The organism is Halobellus rarus, assembly GCF_024494595.1.
GTDB lineage: Archaea > Halobacteriota > Halobacteria > Halobacteriales > Haloferacaceae > Haloquadratum > Haloquadratum rarum.
The window spans coordinates 318,616-334,389 of record NZ_JANHDI010000002.1 but is presented as its reverse complement, the minus strand read 5'-3'; the positions used below and the strand labels follow the sequence as shown (position 1 = coordinate 334,389).

The following is a 15,774-nucleotide window of genomic DNA, read 5'->3' as shown; positions in this document are numbered from 1 at the left end:
CTTTCACCCGAGTCACCGACGTTCGATTATGATCGACGAGACGATCGCGGAGATCCGAGAGATGCAGACGCACAGTTCGTCGGTCGTCGCCGTCAAGGCGACACGGGCGCTCTCGGACCTGTTAGAGCGCGATCACGCCACGGTCGAGGAGTTCGAGCGCGATCTCGAACGGAACGCGAGCGCGCTCAAGCGGGCGAACCCCTCGCACGCGTCGCTGTTCAACGCGATGCAGACCGTGCTGGTGAACGTCGTCGACCGGAAGGACACCGTCGAGGAGGCGAAATCGCTCCTCGACGAGGTGGTCGAACGGGTCGTCGAGGACGTCCAGCAGGGGAAGTCCCGGGCGGCGAGGAACGCGGCCCCGACCTTCGAGGACGGGGAGACGTTCCTGATGCACGACTTCTCCTCGACTGTCCTCGAGGCCGTAGAGCAAGCGGCGACGGGCGGCACGTACCTGACGGCGTACGTCACCGAGGCCCGACCCCGGTACCTCGGTCGGAAGACGGCGCGTCGGCTCGCCGGCATCGACCGCGTCGAACCGCATCTGATGGTCGACAGCGCGTCGGGCACGTTCTTGGACGAATGCGACCGGGTCGTCGTCGGGATGGACTGCATCGTCGAGGGGACCCTCTACAACCGCGTCGGGACGTTTCCCATCGTCGCCACGGCGAACTACCTCGACGTGCCGGTCACGGTCGTCGGGTCGGCGGCGAAGATCGTCGACGACGGCTTCGTCTTCGAGAACGAACTCCGCTCGCCCGCTGAGGTGTCCCTGGAGCCGATCGAGGACGTCGTGATCGAAAACCCCGCCTACGACGCGACGCCCGTCGAACTGATCGACGAGGTGATCACCGACAACGGCGTCGAGAACCTCTAACTGACGCGAGGCCGCTCACTCGCCGACGACCGACCGCCGAAAGAACTCCGCGAACTTCTCCCGCAGCGACGTGCCGTCGCCCAGGCGGAGGTAGTACGCGTCGCCGCCGTCTTCGTAGTATCCGGTGATCCGCCGCTGGATCTCGAAACCGAGGTGCTCGTAGAAGGAGATCGCCTCCTCGTTCGTCGCCCGCGCGTGACACGAAATCGTGTCGTGGTCCTGTAGCGCGGCGGCGACGAGTCGCTTGCCGTACCCCTCGCCGCGTCGTTCCGGGGCGACCGCCAGAAAGAGAATGTAGCCGTCCCGTCGGACCGACGCGAACCCGACGAGTTCGTCGTCCTCGAAGAGCAAGTGATCGCTCGCCCGTCGGTACGCGTCCACGAAGAACGCCCGACGCTGCTTGAGGACTCCCTCTCGCTCTCGAATTCGCTCTTTGAGGTCCCACGTGCTCTCGACGAACTCGGCGGAACCGGGGGCGTCCACCCGCGTCTCGACGTTGACGCTCACAGGGTTCGATAAGACCACGGACGATATAATTCCTCCGTCGGCTCGCAAATCTGCCGGTCCGTCCGATCCTCCGGCTTCGGCACCGGTACCACCTCTGCCCCGACATGGCGGGGCGACGACCGCGCCCGTCTCAAACGAAGGCGACGAACAGGAGCACGGCCAAGATCGATCCCGTCAGAACCACCTGCACGACAGTCGAGGCGAGCACGCCCACCGTAGCCCACAGTGCGACGCGGAGCCCCGCCTCTGCGTCGGCGTGCTGGGCGAACTCCACGGCGAAGACGGTCGCCGCGATGCCGAGGATGAAACCGACCGGTCCGGCGACGAAGAGCAGGACGAGACCGACGAGCACCGCGACGGCGGTCGTGACCAGCGAGGCCCCGCCGGCCCGGGCGGCGATGGCTCCGCCGAAGTAGTCGACGACCATCGTGAGGATACCGACGCCGACGAGGACGGCGACGAGCAGCGTCGAGGGCTCCGCATAGCCCGTCGACCACCAGTAGCCGAGGACACCGACGACGGAGAGACCGCCGCCGGGGACCAGCGGTAACGCCGACCCCACGACTGCGAGGGCGACGAGGCCGAGCGCGACCCAAGTGAGCGGTTCCATACGGGGACGTCGACGCCGACGGTGATGAAGGCTCTCCTCGATCGGACCGTCGAGGCCCGTGCGGTCAGCCGTCGAACCGTTCTCGCTCGGCTTCGACGACCTCGTTGCCCGCGCCGTAGCGATCGACGAGCGACCCGTACGCGTCGCCGAGCGCACGGAGACACTGCCGCGGAGACTCGTATCCGAGTTCGTCGGCGACGGCGTCGGCCGGGTGCGTCTGCAACACCTTCCTGACCAGCAGACGCTCCTCGCGGTCGGTCAGCCGGATCTCTGTCACCGAGTCAGTCCCGGCGGCGACCGAATCGCCCCGTTCACCGCCCGCACCGACGAGCGCGGCGAGCGCGAGGCGACGGAACGCCTGCGGGGCCGTCGCGTACTGTCCCGGACCGAGCGCGACGCCGACGACGACGCGCCACTCGTAGTCGGAGAGATCGAGTGAGACGGGCGTTTCGCAGGCCGACAGCGCGCCGCGGACCACGTCGGGGTCGGCGTCGCGGAGGTGTTCCCCGAGTAAGTCCCCGACCCGGTCGCGGAACCAGCGGGCGTGGCGGTCGCAAAGGGCCCGTCCCGTCTCCGAGAGCGGGTCCAGCATCAGCGCGGAGTACTCGCCGCTGGACTCGTTCCGCGTCGTCGAGACGTGGACCGTCTCGTAGCCGTTCGATTCCCAGAAGGAGAGCAGTTCCGGCGTCGCGCCGTACCCGACGCCGAGGTAGTCGGCCTCGCCGTCGAACTCCGCGCGGACCTCCGAGAGGAGCGCCGACCCCAGCCCGCGGGATCGAGCGGCGTGATGCGTCGCGATGCGTACCACACGGTAGCCGACGGGAACTCCGGCTTCCTCGTCGCGCAGTTGGCTCGTGAACACGTCCGGAAGCATATTGCCGCGGACCCGCGCGCCCTCGTACATCGACCGGCGCGTCTCGGCGTCGAGGCCGCCTTCCCGAGCCAACAGCGCGACGCTGACGACGTGGCCGGCGTGTTCCAGCACCCGAACCCGGAGGTTCGGCGCGTCGAGGAGGCGGGCGAGGTCGTCCGGCTCCGTCCGGTAGTGCGCCAGCACGAGCAGCCCGAACACCTCCCTGAGCAGGTGCTCGTCGCCCGCGAGTTCGTCGGGCGAGAGCGCGCGGTAGGTCACCGACGACGGCGACGCGTCGGCGACGAGGGCGTCCACCGGCGGTCGAGCGTCGAGCAGCAGCGCGCGAAACGCCCACGATTCGACCGGATCGGCGGGCGCGAACCGGATCGGTTCCGAGAGCGTCACCTCGCTCACGTCGTGGCCGGAGTCGGCCAACTCACCCCTGAACCGGACGGAGAACCCGCGGCCGGCCCCCTCGTACCCGTGGACGGTGGTGAAAAAGGCGATCGCCGGCGCGTCGAGGAACGACGAGAGCAGCCGAACGGGGAGCGCCGCCGCCTCGTCGACGAGCACCACGTCGGGGTCCTCTGGCAGGTCCGCGGCCGCCGCCGGCGACGCGAAGCGGATCCGGCCGCCGCTTCTCGTCCGCAGCGTGTCGCCTCCCGCAGCAGCCGCGGTCTGTCCCGCGCGCTCGCCGTCGAGCGCGTCGAGCGCCGACAACAACTCCCTGGCGCGCGCGAACAGATCACTCGCGTTCCGTCGGTCCGGCGCGGTGACGAGGACGTCGCGTCCGGCCGCCGCGAGCGACCCGGCGGCGAGGCCGGCAGCGCTCGACTTCCCGCGGCCGCGGTCGGCCTCAACGACGACGGCGCGCCGTCGCTCCTCGTCGGCCTCGCCCTCCGTGTCCCGCCGATCCGCGTCGGTCCCACCGCTCCCGTCACCGAGCGCCTCCAGCGAGTGCAGCGCCCGGGACTGGTCGGCGGTCAGGCAGGCCTCGTACGCCGCCGCCGGGAAGCGTCGCGTTCCAGCAGGCGGCGTCGAGGGCGTCGAACGGACCGGGGCCGACGCGTCGGTCTCGCCACGCCGCTCGACGGTCCCGGCGTCGAGGTCGACGATCGCCACTCCCGGGTGATCCCGGAGCGTCTCGACGAGTCGCTTTCGGAACCGCCCACCGACGTCGTCGACGCCGTGGGGCGGCACCGCCAGCGAAGACTCGAACGAACCCGGCCGGTCGGGCCAGTCGTCGAGCGGAGGGACGAGGAGGACGAACAGCCCGCCGCCGTCGACCGTCCCGACGAGCCGACCCAGGGCGTTCGGCGAGAAGTCCTCGTGGGCGTCGTAGATCACCGCCGTTCGGGTGGTACCGAGCAGTTCCCGGGCGTGCGTCGGATCGACGCGCTCGAACCGGAACCCCTCTGCCGCCGTGACGATCGTCGTCTCGTCGTCGGGGATCCCGGCCCCCTCGACGGCGTCGAAGGCGGCATCGACACCGGCGTCTCGCTCACCCGCGAGGACGAGCAGGCGTCGGTGATCCGCCCGACGGGCCGCCGCGCGGAGGTCCGCCGCGAGGGCGGCGACGTTCATATCCCGGCATCGTCGCGGCCGTGTAAGGAGGTTGCGTTCGCTCGCGCGTCGCGAGCGGTCGCGGGCGACACCGGCGCGTGTCCGACGGCGAAGGCGCGTGTGTCGGCGTGCCACGGCACGGCGCCATTGAAAGCGCTTTTATGCGATCCGGAGCAACCGAAGTGTACAGCCTGCCCGGGGTTGATGATACTCCCCGCCGTCAGGGAAACCGGTATTTCCGGCGGGGCAGTCGAGCCCGCGAGCAGGAGAGGTGAACAACCAATGCCAGTCTACGTAGAATTCGACGTCCCGGCCGACCTCGCAGAGGACGCCCTCGAGGCACTCGAGGTCGCCCGAGACACAGGAACGGTAAAGAAAGGAACCAACGAGACGACCAAGGCCGTCGAGCGCGGCACCGCCGAGCTCGTCTTCGTCGCCGAGGACGTCTCGCCCGAAGAGATCGTGATGCACCTGCCCGAACTCGCCGACGAGAAGGGAATCCCCTACGTCTTCATCGAGACGCAGGACGAAGTCGGCCAGGCCGCCGGCCTCGAAGTCGGCTCGGCCGCCGCCGCCATCGTCGACGCCGGCGATTCGGAGGGTGACGTCGAAGACATCGCGGCGAAGCTCGAGGAACTGCGGTAAGCGACGATGAGCGCAGAAGAGACCGCCAGCGACTCGACGTCCGCGGAGGTCATCGAGATCGTTGGCAAGACAGGGATGCACGGCGAGGCCATGCAGGTCAAGTGCCGCATCCGAGAGGGGTCGAACCAGGGCCGCATCATCACGCGAAACGTCCTGGGCCCCGTCCGCGAGGGCGACATCCTGCAGCTTCGCGAGACGCAGCGGGACGCCGACTCCATCGGAGGTCGATAACCAATGGTCGAAACGCGCACGTGCGATTACACCGGCGAGGAGATCGAACCCGGCACGGGCACGATGCTCGTCAAAAAGGACGGAACGATCCTCCACTTCAAGGACTCGAAGGCCGAGAAGAACTACCGGCTCGGCCGCGAGCCCCGCGATCTGGAGTGGACTGAAGCGGGCCGCAACGAGGGCGGCAACGAATGAGCGACGACGAGCGCACCTTCGTGATGGTCAAGCCCGACGGCGTCCAGCGCGGCCTCATCGGCGAGATCGTCTCCCGGTTCGAGGATCGCGGGCTGAAGCTCGTCGGCGGGAAGTTCATGCAGATCGACGACGACCTCGCCCACGAGCACTACGGCGAACACGAGGACAAGCCGTTCTTCGACGGCCTCGTCGAGTTCATCACCTCCGGACCGGTCTTCGCGATGGTCTGGGAGGGCGCGGACGCGACCCGACAGGTCCGTTCGATGGTCGGCGAGACCGATCCCGCCGAGTCCGCCCCGGGCACGATCCGCGGCGACTTCGGCCTCGATCTCGGCCGCAACGTCATCCACGCCTCCGACCACGAGGACGAGGGCGCCAACGAGCGCGAGATCGACCTCTTCTTCGACGAGGACGAACTGCTCGACTACGAGCGGATCGACGCCGCCTGGCTGTACGAGTAGTACGTTCGCGGTGCCGTTTTCCCCGTTATGCGGGGTCCCCCCGCCTATCCGACGAGACCGAGAGGGCCACCGCCGGGGTTCGAGGACTGATTACGCTCACGCCCGCTCCCGACCCACGGGAACGGCCGCTGCCCTCATTGGTCGCGACGACAAGGACAGGGTATGAAAGAGTCCTGCACGAAACTGCTGGCCGCATCGACGATGGTCTGGGGAGTCGCCGGCGCGCTGTTTCCCGACCGCGTCCTCGACACTGCGGGGCGATTCCTACTCGCGGGCTATGAGAACCCGGAGGATCTCGAACCCGCCGACTGGTACGTTTCGGCCACCCGTCTCCAGTCCGCGCTGACCGCGCTGGCCGGCGCCGTCGTGCTCGCGCTCGAATACGGGCGCGGGTGCGGGAGCGACGACAGCGAACGCGAAGCGTAGGCCGGTAGCAGAACGCGAGGTCGGGGTCGACTAGCGCTGCGGTGCAGCGACCTCGATCTCGCCGGCGTCCAGTTCGGCCTCGACCTCGCGGGCGGCCTGCGCCATATTCGCGATCTTCTGATACGCCACCTCGCGCGGGAGCAACTTCACCCCGCAGTCCGGCGAGACGGTGAGCCGGTCCGGCGAGACGACCTTCAGCCCCTGCTGGATGTTGCGTTTGATCTCCGCGACCGACTCGACTTCGGCGTCGTGGACGTCGACGACGCCGAGAGCGAGGTCCGGTTCGAACTCCGGGTTCCGGAACACGTCGATCTGCTCGTAGCCGTCGTTGCAGAGTTCGACGTCGAACTCGTCGATCGGGAAGTCGTTGATCTCCGGGTAGATGCGAGAGTAGTCGCCGTAACAGACGTGCAGGCAGATCCGGACGTTCTCGGAGATCCCGTCGACGATACGCTCCATCGACTCGCCGACGATGTGGTGGTCGTCCGGCGTCGTCGCGAGCGCGGGTTCGTCGATCTGCACGTAGCGCGCGCCGGCGTCGACGAGGCCCTTTACCTCTTCGTTGACGAGGTCTGCGAGGTCGTAGGCGAGCGATTCCGTGTCGTCGTAGGCTTCGTTGAACGACCACCGCGCGAGCGTGTAGGGTCCGGTGATCGGGACTTTCACCGGCTTCCTCGCCACGCTCGCGGTGAACTCGAACTCGTCGAGCAGCCACGGTTCGTCGTAGTCCACTTCGGAGACGACCGAGGGCTTGTCGAAGTAGTTGTGTCCCCAGACCTTCACGGGGCCGTTGAACTCGTAGCCGGGGATCCGGTGGGCGAAGTACTCGACCATCTCCTCGCGGCGCATCTCGCCGTCGACCACCGTATCGAGGCCGGCGCGCTCGTGCTCGTGCGTGATCACGCGCGCGGCGTCGTCGTATGCCTCCGCCAGGGCCGCGTCGTCGAACGCCGCGCCGGAGTCCTCCGAGAGCTCCTTGACTGTACTGAGCCACGTCGGCTTCGGGTAGCTTCCGACGACGGTCGTCAGGAGGAAGTGTTCCGCGTCGTGGTCGTCGGGACGGAACTGCGTCCGGTTCGAGGGGTTCCGAACCATCAGGCGACCACCTCTCTGTCGAGACCGGCCGCCGTCGCGAGCGCCGAGAGCTTCGCCCGGTGTCTGTTGACCGGGAGGTAGAACGTCTCCGTGTTCGTGCTGAGGTAGACGGTCCCGAAGTCGGCCGCGGGGACCTGCTCGGTGAACCACTCGGCGCGCTCCCGCAGCGTCTCCGCGGATTCGACGAGCGTGTTCTGGCCGTCGGCGACGCCGAGCGCGACGTCGCCGGTGACGCCGTACTCGACGGCGTTGTAGACGGTCTGCTCTCGATCGTCGGCGACGAGATCCAGGCCGAACGCGGCGACCTCGGCGTCCATCAGGTGGGCGTAGGTCTTCTCGTCGAGCGCGCCGAAGTACGTGTGGACGACGACGTCGGCATCGGTGGCTCCCGCCACGACGTCGACGGCCTCCGGGACGGCCGCCGCGAGGTCGTCGTTCGGCGGGTTCGCGACGAGCGACGGTTCGAGGAGGAACAGCGTCTCGTGGCTCGGGAACGACTCGACCTCGTCGGCCAGGAAGTCCGCGACGGCGGAGAGGAACCCGCGGTCGTCGCCGTAGTGTTCGTCCGTCGCGAGGTCTGTGAGCGAGTACGGGCCGGGGAGGACCGCCTGCAGGGGCGCGGCGTCGTCGAAGAGTTCTAGCGCCGCCGAGAGGTCGGCCGCGACGTCGCCGGAGGGCGTCAGCTCGCCCACGACGCGGGGGTTCCGATAGAAGTTGTTGTTGTCGTAGTAGCGGCTGATCCGCCCGGTCTCGACGTTGTCGTGTACCGCCAGCGGGTGAGCGATCATATCGTCCCAGCGGAGTTGTCCCTCGACGATCCGGTCGAGGCCGGCGTCGAACTGGTCGTCGACGACTTCCGCGCGGGCCCGCCCGTACGCCGAGACGACCTGATCGGACTCGTCGCCGGAGATGAGATCGACCTTCTGTCGGCCCTTGAGTTCCGAGAGCTCCGACTTCGCCCAGTCCGGAAGCGGAAACAGCCCCGGTGTCGTCGCGACGAGTTCAGTCATCGACGACCGATACGAAATGCCGCTGCTTAATATTTGCTAAAGTGTTTTATTACTTTTGGGCATCAAACGCGCGATCGGTGCCGATCAGGTCTCGCTCCCGTGAGTCAGCGCGAGCACCGAGAGGGTCTCGAACGGGTACGACTCCTCGACGACGACCTCGTGGTCGAATCCGCACTCCCGGACGGCGTCGAGCACCGCGCCGTATCCGGTGAGCGAACTCACGAGCAGCAACGCGACGCCGTCGGGGGCGAGCACTCGACCGACAGTTTCGAGGAACGGATCGATCAATTCCCGGCCGGACTCTCCGCCCGAGAGCGCCCGCTCCATCCAGTCGTCCCACTCGTTCTCGGGGTCGGTGGGGAGATACGGCGGGTTGAACGCGACCGTGTCGAACGCGTCGTCGGCGAACGGCGCAACGAGGTCCGCGCGTACGACGTCGAAGAGCGGTGAGCCGTCGGCGACGTCGACAGTCGCACCACCGTTTGGCCGATCGTCACCACCTGCGTCGTCGCCCGTCGGCCCCTGCCCGCCCGCCTCGTTTCGGGTCCGGTCGTCGCCGCCCGCGCCCATCGCCCGCCGGCGCGCCGCGCGGCAGGCGTGCGGACTCAGGTCGCTCGCGACGACCGAGGTCACCTCGGGGGCCTCCCGGGCCGCCCGCGCGGCGACCCAGCCCGATCCGGTTCCGACTTCCAGCAGCCGTCCCCGGCCCCGTTTCTCGACCGCGGACGCGAGGAGGCCCGAGTCCTCCGCCGGCTGATACACGTCCGTCTCGATCCCGCGACTCGCAGCGAGGTCCCGTTTGGTCCCATCGGCCCCTCCGGTTCGATCGGTCACGAGTCGCCCCCGTCAGGCGTCGGCTCCACCTGCGGCTCTGCGGATCGCTCTTCACCCGCGAGGACGAAGCCCCCTTCCTCGGCGCGGCCCATCAGCTCCCGCTGCGGGAACGGGATCTTGATGTCCTCCGCCTCCAGCGCCTCCTTGACCGCGCCGATGACCGCCGTCTTCGAGCGCCACTTCCGCCGGGCGCTCGGGTTGTCGATCCAGTAGCGCACGCCGAGGACGACTGCGGAGTCGTCGAGCCGCTTGAGCACCACCTGCGGCGTCGGAACGTTCATCGGGTCGTCGAGCTTCGAGACGGCGCGCTTTGCGACCTGTGCGGCGTGCTCGGGGTCGGCGTCGTAGTCGACTCCGACCTCGACCTCGATGCGGAGGCGGCCCTTCCGGCTCCGGTTGACGAGGCTCTCCGAGGAGACCACGTCGTTCGGGATCATCACGTACTCGCCGTCGAACGTCTGGATCCGAGTGTTGACGATCGTGATGTCGGTGACGATTCCCTCGTACTCGCCCACCTGAATCCAGTCGCTGATCTCGAACGGCCGGGAGAACATCAGGACGAACCCCGCCAGCATCGCCCCGAGCGTCTGTCTGGCCGCCATACCGACGACGATCCCGAGAAAGCCCGCGCCGACGAGAATCCCACCGACGTTCACGTTCCACAGCGCGAGGATGATCGTGAGTGCGAGGAGATACAGCGTCACCTGGCCGACCCGAAAGGCGATCTCGCCCTCGTGCTCACCGATCGACGAGCGCGTCTCCGCGAGTTCCTCGGCGAGCTGTCGGACCAGCCCCGTCATCGTGTACGCGCCGATCAGGAACAGCAGAGAAATGCCGGTCCGCACGAGCGTCTCGGGGCCGTAGTTCTGCCCGAAGACTCCGAGCAACTCGTCTGAGAGCCCCCAGAGCCCGACGATCGTCACGCCGGCGGTCGCGGCGACGAACATCGTCCCCAGCGTGACCAGCAGGTGCCACACCGTCGACGGCAGTCGATCCGGGGCCGCGGCGTGAATCCGGTCCGTGCGGGCGAGCAGCGCCATCGTGGCGAGACCGATCGCGAAGGTGACCGCGATGCGGCCCGTGAACGTCGGAACCAACTCGGAGAGGGCGCCCAGTGCGCCCCCGACTCCCCCGAGACCGCCGGGCGACATCTGGAGTGTTCCGAGCATAGATCGATGAATCAGCGGCCGTGTTCGTCCGCGACGGCGGTCAGTTCCGCAAACGCTTCGGGTGCGAGCGATCCCGCCCGCGCACGCAAGAGATCCCCGTTTCGCTCCTCGACCGCGTCGACGACCGCGTCGGGGTCCGTGAGTCCCGAGATGTGGGCGGTGTTCCGGATGCCGTTCCGGATCGTCTTGCGGCGCTGGGTGAAGAGGGCCTTCACGAAATCGAAGAAGAACGACTCGTCGTCGACGGCGTAGTTCGGCTCTCTCGGCCGGAGGCGGACGATCGCGCTCTCGACCGCCGGCGCGGGATCGAACGCCGTCGGCGGCACGATCTCGACGACCTCGACGTCGGCGTAGTGCTGCGCCGTGACCGACAGCCGGCCGTAGGCGTCGGTGCCGGGGTCGGCCGCCATCCGCTCGCCGAACTCCCGCTGGAACATCAACACGAGCGGGCGGTTCGCCGGAAGCAGCCGGAAGACGATCTCCGAGGAGATCCCGTACGGAAGGTTCGAGACGGACGCCGAGAAGTCGGGGAGGTCGACTTCGAGGGCGTCGCCCTCCACGACCCGTAATCGCCCGCCATCGATCGCCGTAGCGAACTCCTCGCGGAGGAAGGCTGCGAGCGAGCGATCACGCTCGACGACGGTCACTTCGTCTGCGACGCGGAGCAGTCGATCGGTGAGCGCGCCCGTTCCGCCCCCGATCTCGAGGAGGTGCGTCGCGTCGGCGTCGTCGGGGAGGTACGTCGGGATCCGATCGAGCACCCGGTCGTCGATCAGGAAGTGTTGATCCCGGTCCGGGTCGCCGCGCACGCCCGCCCGACGGCGTAAGTCGTCGGGATCTCGGGGCTCTGAGATCCCATCGGGCGTCGTATCTGTCATTGTCCCCCGTTGCGGGTGGGAGAGTGTAAACGTCTCGGGTCGCGTGTCTGTCCCGGCCGCAACCGAGACCTCGGAGTCAACGAGCGCCGGCCGTCAGCGCGCGACACCGACGTTATGACTCGCGTCCGACGAAGGTCTTGTACTTCAAGTCGTCGTCGCGCAACTCCTCGAGGATCCGCTCGATCAGGACCTCCTTCGGTCGGTGGAGCCCCGAGACGCGCTCTTCGACGTCCTCGAAGCTCTCGAAGGGGCCGCGCTTGCGCTGATCCAGGATGTTGTTCCGGAGCTTCTTCCCGATGCCAGGGAGGAGGTTCAGCTGATGCAGCCGGAGAGTGATCGGCTGCGCGTCGTTGTAGAAATCGACGAAGCGGCGCTCGTTCGCGTCGACGATCTCCTCGATCGCGTACTCGAGCTCGGCGTTCGCAGTGTTCGAGAGATCGTCGTAGGTGACCTGTTTGAACCCCGAGACGGCGTCGCGGGCCTCCGTCGGGCCGATCACGATGCGGTCGCCGATCGAGACGTCCGCGTCGTCAGCGAGCGTGACCTCGAAGAGGCGAAAGTCTCGCTCTCCGAGCGCGTACGCGAGCGGGGACTTCCGGTGTCGGGGCCGATCGTCGTCGGCGCGCCCGTGCGGGAGGTGGTCTAAAATGACCGCGTAGCGCACGTCCTCGGGGTCGGATTCGCGTTCGCTCGCCGTCTCGTCGGCGTCGTCGCCTGCCGAGCCGGCCGAGCCGTCGGCGTCTCCGCTCTCGGTCGTGGTCATGTGGTGTCGTACGGCGAGGGTCTATTTAAATAGTTGGCCGACGCGTCGGTCGACGGCCAACGGCGGAGTCCGCTCTAGACGTACTTCGCGACGACGTTCAGCACGTCGTCGAGTTCGTCGCCGCTGAGTGCGTAACGCTCCTGTGCGTACACCGCGCGGAGTTCGTCTCGGCTCTGCGGGAGGAGGTCCGCGATCTTGATCGCGGTCGTCGCGTCGACCTTCTCCAGTTCGAGAAGCTCCTCGACGAGCTCACGCGACTCCTCGGGGTCGAGATGGGCGAACCGGTTCACGTGTTCGATGGCGCGAGCCAGTTCGTAGCGGAGCTCTCGCTCCTCGTCTGCGGCGCGCTCGGCCTCGACGTCCTCCAGGAGGGTCTTGACCTCCGAGACGGTCAAGTACTCCTCGTCTACCTTCTCTTTGAAGATGGTCATCGGCGTCGATGTTACTCCTGAGCGCGCAGGTGGGCGGGGCGAGCGATGAGCGTCTTCTCTTTACCGCCGTCGACGATTCGGACCTTGAACGCGCGGCCCTGTTCGCCGACGACCTCGCCGGTGTGCCCGTTGAATCGGGGGTGGAACCGACCGTCGCGAACGCTCGGGTCGATTTTCAGGTGGACCTTCTGGCCCTCGTCGTACTCCGCGATCGCGCGCTGCGGCGGCGACGTCCCGCGCTCGCGCGGCTTGTTCGAGAGCTTTCCTCGCGTACCGTGAAGTGGACCGTTGGAACTCGGCATAGTCGTTGGAGGCAGTACTTCCGACGCGGTTATAAAACGCACGTTCCCGTCCCGTCAGGTGTCGTGGCGAGAGCAAGGCGGCAATGGGTGCGAGGCCGCGTCTCGATTCCGGTCGTCCCGAATAGACGGTTTCGAGCCCCCGACACCGACTCGTCTCGACAAAATCTAAACCACCGGGTGTCGTACGGCCGGGTATGGCACAGCAACACGCGTCCGGCGGGCAGCTCCCCGACGAGATCGACCGCGTCACCGACGGTGGGGGACCGGTGGACCACGACTCCAGTTCCCGACTCGAACAGTTCGGCGTCGGCGTCTCCGCGAGCATCCTCCTCGGTGCGATCGTGGGCGTCGCGGCCGCGACCGCGCTCGACGCCGGTGGACTGCCGCTCTTGATCGCGCTCGGTATCGGTTTCATCCTCTCGCCGCTCGTCGGTCTGCTGTTCCTTCAGCGCGGGGAGTGACGAGCGCGCGACGGTCGCGGCAACGCGGTCGGGCCTTCGGACGAGAAGCCGCCCGGGCGGAGCACGCGGCGACCGCTATCGGCGTTGTATCGATCACCGGCCGCGATCGGCCGGTCGAGAAGAACCGTCGGCTACGGCCTCAGATACGGCCGACGTTCTCGACGGAGACGCTCTCGACGCCGTCGACGCCGTGGAAGGACTCTTCGACCGCTTCGGTGCCGCCCGCGTCGTCGGGGACGATCACGGTCGGCAACAGCGCGACCAGGCCGAACGCGACGTCGTCGCGCTCGAAGCCGTTGATCTTCGCGCCCTCCGGCAGCGACTGTTCGAGTCGCTCCTGGAGGTCGTCGAGGTCGATTTCGGGGCTGTTCGGCATGACCTTGATCTTGGCAGCTACCTTTCCCATCGTTCAGGGTCCCATGAACCCGCAGTCGGGGCACTCATAGAGGTTGCTCTGCTTTCGGCACTTCGCACACCGCGAGATCTCGTGGCCACAGTCCGGACAGTTGAACGTCGCCGCGCTCATGCCGGAGATGTTGATGCCACAGGACACGCACTGTCGGGCGTGTCGCTGTTCGGACTGGCTCATACACTACAGGACCCGGCCGCGACTTTTAACGGTTGTCTTTCCCGATTCGCCGGCAGGCCTGTCGGCCGTGCCGTCCCGGCTCACCCCAGCGCGATCGGCCCGAAGAGCACCCCCATCAGATGGACCCGCCGCGCGCCGACGCGGGGTGGCAGCAATCCGACGAGCGACGCGAGACAGAAGACCGCCCCGCCGAGGACACCCGCGAAGCCGATCGCGAGCGCGAACAGGAGCGCCAGTACGACCACGAGCAGCGGGCGGCGCGGGAGGAGACGAACGAGTTCGAGGTAGCGCTCGCCGAGCGTCAACAGGATCGCGATTCCCAGACCGGCGGCGAGCACGATCACCAGGAGCATTCCCAGGAGGTCGATCGGCGCGCCCGCGAAGTCGTCTCCGCTCCCCCCGACGAGCGACGAGAGGGCGACAGTCACGCCGCTGCGTGGCGCGCCGAGCACCGCGAGCGACGCCACCGCGAACACCGCCGTCGCCGTGTCGGCACCGCTGGTCGCGACGACGTAGGCGCGGTCGGAGCCGCGTCCCGCGGGCCCGCTGCCGCCCGCCCCGCCGAGCGCGAGGACTGCCGCGACGCCCGCGGAGACGCCCGGTAGATAGCCGACGAGCGCGCCCCCGCCGACGCCGGCCAGCGCGGCTCGAAGCGCCTCGGCGCGTGACAGACCGAGCGTCGTCCCCTCCTGCGGCGGGATCCGTCCGCGGGCGTCGAGCGCGTCGAGGAGGATCGGCGCGCCGAACAGGCCGCCGAAGATCGGCGCGAGCATCGAGGTCGTCCCCTCGGGCGTTAATATCCCAGTCGCCGGTAGATCGAGCGTCAGGACCCCCAGGCCGGTCGCGACCCCGAGACAGAGGAGGCCGCCGAGGCGGGCGCGCCGGGTCGGTTCGGCGAGGACGAGCAGCGCGGCCACGAGCGCCAGCAGGACCGGCAGCGCGGCGAGCAGCACCTCACGACCGGCGGCGACGGCGCGCGACAGCGGCAACGCGACCGCGACGGCCCCGGCGAGGGCGACGCCGCTCCCCACCGCGGAGAGTCGGATCGCCTCCCGACCGCGACCCGCGAGGACGAGGCGGTGGCCCGGGAGAGCCCCCGGCGCGGTCGCGGCGTCGGGAACGCCGAGGACGAGTCCGGGCACGATCGAGAGGAAGGTGTGCACCACGCCGGCCGCGAGGATCGCCGCGCCGACCGCCACCGGCGGACCGTCGACGCTCGGCGCGATCCCGACGAGAACGAACGCGACGCTGTTGACGTGCAGACCCGGAATCAGCCCGGTGAGCGTTCCGAGACTCACGCCGAGGAGCGCGTACGCGAGTGTGATCGACGGCGACGCCATCGCGACGCAGTGGCCCCGCTCTCGTATTTGAACGTTCGTAGCGAGGTACTCTCGCCCGGGCTGGGCGGTCTACGTCGTCACAGTGCCACCGCTAGCCGCGGAGCGTCGAAAGAAATCGAATCGAAAGACGGGTCGGCGCGACGTCCGGATCGGACGCTCGGCGTGTTCGTCTCCGGAATTCAGCCGAAGAGGTTGCCGAGACCCTCGCCGGAGGCCTCCTCGTCCTCGTCGTCGTCGCCGGCTTCCTCGGCCTCGTCGGCCTCGTCGGCTTCTTCTTCCGCTTCCGCTTCCTCGTCGGCCGCTTCGACGGCGCCGGCGTCGCCGCCCGCGGCGGGCGCGGGAGCGGCGGCGGCCGTCTCGACGGCCTCGTCGATGTCGACGTCCTCGAGCGCGGCGACGAGCGCCTTCACTCGGGACTCTTCGACGTCGACCCCGGCGGCCTCGAGGACCGCCGTGATGTTCTCTTCGTTGATCTCTGCGCCCGATTCGTTCAGGGTGAGAGCTGCGTAAACGTATTCCATTGTCGTGTTCCTG

The 15,774-nt window shown here is 68.3% G+C and carries 22 protein-coding genes; 7 read left to right on the top strand and 15 right to left on the bottom strand.

Annotated elements, in window-relative coordinates; translation table 11 throughout:
- The first annotated feature begins 28 nt into the window (after window positions 1–28).
- Window positions 29–877: an eIF2B alpha/beta/delta subunit family protein gene (locus tag NO876_RS04915; protein ID WP_256420555.1), complete on the top strand. Its 849-nt coding sequence runs from the start codon at window positions 29–31 to the stop codon at window positions 875–877.
- A 15-nt stretch (window positions 878–892) separates the two neighbouring features.
- Here the strand turns inward: NO876_RS04915 and NO876_RS04910 are convergent, their stop codons facing one another.
- From NO876_RS04910 to tmcA, 3 genes are all read right to left on the bottom strand, one after another.
- Entirely contained in the window at window positions 893–1,384 is a 492-nt protein-coding gene (locus tag NO876_RS04910; protein ID WP_256420554.1) for a GNAT family N-acetyltransferase, read from the bottom strand.
- 130 nt (window positions 1,385–1,514) lie between these two features.
- A complete protein-coding gene (locus NO876_RS04905) occupies window positions 1,515–1,994 on the bottom strand; it encodes a DUF456 family protein (RefSeq protein WP_256420553.1) in 480 nt (159 codons plus the stop codon).
- 64 nt (window positions 1,995–2,058) lie between these two features.
- The gene (gene tmcA, locus NO876_RS04900) at window positions 2,059–4,431 is read right to left on the bottom strand and encodes a tRNA(Met) cytidine acetyltransferase TmcA (RefSeq protein WP_256420552.1); all 2,373 of its coding nucleotides are present in this window, start codon (window positions 4,429–4,431) and stop codon (window positions 2,059–2,061) included.
- Between the two features lie 261 nt (window positions 4,432–4,692).
- Between tmcA and rpl7ae the strand changes: the two genes are divergently transcribed.
- The 5 genes from rpl7ae to NO876_RS04875 all read left to right on the top strand — a co-directional run bounded on the left by rpl7ae (window position 4,693) and on the right by NO876_RS04875 (window position 6,368).
- Window positions 4,693–5,055, top strand: a complete 363-nt coding sequence (rpl7ae, locus tag NO876_RS04895; RefSeq protein ID WP_103990237.1) for a 50S ribosomal protein L7Ae — start codon at window positions 4,693–4,695, stop codon at window positions 5,053–5,055.
- A gap of 6 nt (window positions 5,056–5,061) precedes the next feature.
- Window positions 5,062–5,286, top strand: coding sequence for a 30S ribosomal protein S28e (locus NO876_RS04890; protein ID WP_049986948.1), 225 nt, complete (start codon window positions 5,062–5,064; stop codon window positions 5,284–5,286).
- Between the two features lie 3 nt (window positions 5,287–5,289).
- The gene (locus NO876_RS04885; RefSeq protein ID WP_256305658.1) at window positions 5,290–5,481 is read left to right on the top strand and encodes a 50S ribosomal protein L24e; all 192 of its coding nucleotides are present in this window, start codon (window positions 5,290–5,292) and stop codon (window positions 5,479–5,481) included.
- Entirely contained in the window at window positions 5,478–5,942 is a 465-nt protein-coding gene (gene ndk, locus NO876_RS04880; RefSeq protein ID WP_256420551.1) for a nucleoside-diphosphate kinase, read from the top strand. Before NO876_RS04885 ends, ndk begins: the two co-directional genes overlap by 4 nt.
- Window positions 5,943–6,104: 162 nt before the next feature.
- Window positions 6,105–6,368, top strand: a complete 264-nt coding sequence (locus tag NO876_RS04875) for a DUF6199 family natural product biosynthesis protein (RefSeq protein ID WP_256420550.1) — start codon at window positions 6,105–6,107, stop codon at window positions 6,366–6,368.
- 30 nt (window positions 6,369–6,398) lie between these two features.
- On the opposite strand, the gene NO876_RS04870 is transcribed toward NO876_RS04875, so the two are convergent.
- The 8 genes from NO876_RS04870 to NO876_RS04835 all read right to left on the bottom strand — a co-directional run bounded on the left by NO876_RS04870 (window position 6,399) and on the right by NO876_RS04835 (window position 12,850).
- The gene (locus tag NO876_RS04870) at window positions 6,399–7,463 is read right to left on the bottom strand and encodes a methionine synthase (RefSeq protein ID WP_256420549.1); all 1,065 of its coding nucleotides are present in this window, start codon (window positions 7,461–7,463) and stop codon (window positions 6,399–6,401) included.
- Window positions 7,463–8,473, bottom strand: coding sequence for a 5-methyltetrahydropteroyltriglutamate--homocysteine methyltransferase (locus tag NO876_RS04865; RefSeq protein ID WP_256420548.1), 1,011 nt, complete (start codon window positions 8,471–8,473; stop codon window positions 7,463–7,465). Before NO876_RS04865 ends, NO876_RS04870 begins: the two co-directional genes overlap by 1 nt.
- Window positions 8,474–8,557: 84 nt before the next feature.
- On the bottom strand, window positions 8,558–9,307 hold the full coding sequence (locus NO876_RS04860; RefSeq protein WP_256420547.1) for a HemK2/MTQ2 family protein methyltransferase: 750 nt from the start codon (window positions 9,305–9,307) through the stop codon (window positions 8,558–8,560).
- A complete protein-coding gene (locus NO876_RS04855; protein ID WP_256420546.1) occupies window positions 9,304–10,476 on the bottom strand; it encodes a mechanosensitive ion channel family protein in 1,173 nt (390 codons plus the stop codon). The genes NO876_RS04860 and NO876_RS04855 overlap by 4 nt, the downstream gene beginning before the upstream one ends.
- Before the next feature lie 11 nt (window positions 10,477–10,487).
- Window positions 10,488–11,354, bottom strand: a complete 867-nt coding sequence (locus NO876_RS04850; protein WP_256420545.1) for a 16S ribosomal RNA methyltransferase A — start codon at window positions 11,352–11,354, stop codon at window positions 10,488–10,490.
- A 112-nt stretch (window positions 11,355–11,466) separates the two neighbouring features.
- Window positions 11,467–12,117 carry a DUF655 domain-containing protein gene (locus NO876_RS04845; RefSeq protein WP_256420544.1) on the bottom strand — a complete coding sequence of 217 codons (651 nt, stop codon included), beginning with the start codon at window positions 12,115–12,117 and terminating at the stop codon, window positions 11,467–11,469.
- 74 nt (window positions 12,118–12,191) lie between these two features.
- On the bottom strand, window positions 12,192–12,548 hold the full coding sequence (locus NO876_RS04840; RefSeq protein WP_256420543.1) for an RNA polymerase Rpb4 family protein: 357 nt from the start codon (window positions 12,546–12,548) through the stop codon (window positions 12,192–12,194).
- 11 nt (window positions 12,549–12,559) lie between these two features.
- Window positions 12,560–12,850, bottom strand: a complete 291-nt coding sequence (locus tag NO876_RS04835) for a 50S ribosomal protein L21e (RefSeq protein ID WP_256420542.1) — start codon at window positions 12,848–12,850, stop codon at window positions 12,560–12,562.
- Between the two features lie 194 nt (window positions 12,851–13,044).
- On the opposite strand from NO876_RS04835, the gene NO876_RS04830 reads away from it, so the two are divergent.
- Window positions 13,045–13,311 (top strand): glycine zipper domain-containing protein, encoded by a 267-nt coding sequence (locus NO876_RS04830; protein ID WP_256420541.1) that lies wholly within the window; start codon window positions 13,045–13,047, stop codon window positions 13,309–13,311.
- 139 nt (window positions 13,312–13,450) lie between these two features.
- Here NO876_RS04830 and NO876_RS04825 read toward each other — a convergent pair whose 3' ends face one another.
- The 4 genes from NO876_RS04825 to rpl12p form a co-directional block, all read right to left on the bottom strand.
- Window positions 13,451–13,717: an elongation factor 1-beta gene (locus NO876_RS04825; protein WP_256420540.1), complete on the bottom strand. Its 267-nt coding sequence runs from the start codon at window positions 13,715–13,717 to the stop codon at window positions 13,451–13,453.
- A gap of 3 nt (window positions 13,718–13,720) precedes the next feature.
- Complete coding sequence (locus tag NO876_RS04820) at window positions 13,721–13,900, bottom strand: HVO_2753 family zinc finger protein (protein ID WP_081927459.1); 180 nt, start codon at window positions 13,898–13,900, stop codon at window positions 13,721–13,723.
- 80 nt (window positions 13,901–13,980) lie between these two features.
- The gene (locus NO876_RS04815) at window positions 13,981–15,240 is read right to left on the bottom strand and encodes a tripartite tricarboxylate transporter permease (protein ID WP_256420539.1); all 1,260 of its coding nucleotides are present in this window, start codon (window positions 15,238–15,240) and stop codon (window positions 13,981–13,983) included.
- Window positions 15,241–15,419: 179 nt separating this feature from the next.
- On the bottom strand, window positions 15,420–15,761 hold the full coding sequence (gene rpl12p / locus NO876_RS04810; protein WP_256420538.1) for a 50S ribosomal protein P1: 342 nt from the start codon (window positions 15,759–15,761) through the stop codon (window positions 15,420–15,422).
- Between the last annotated feature and the right edge of the window lie 13 nt (window positions 15,762–15,774).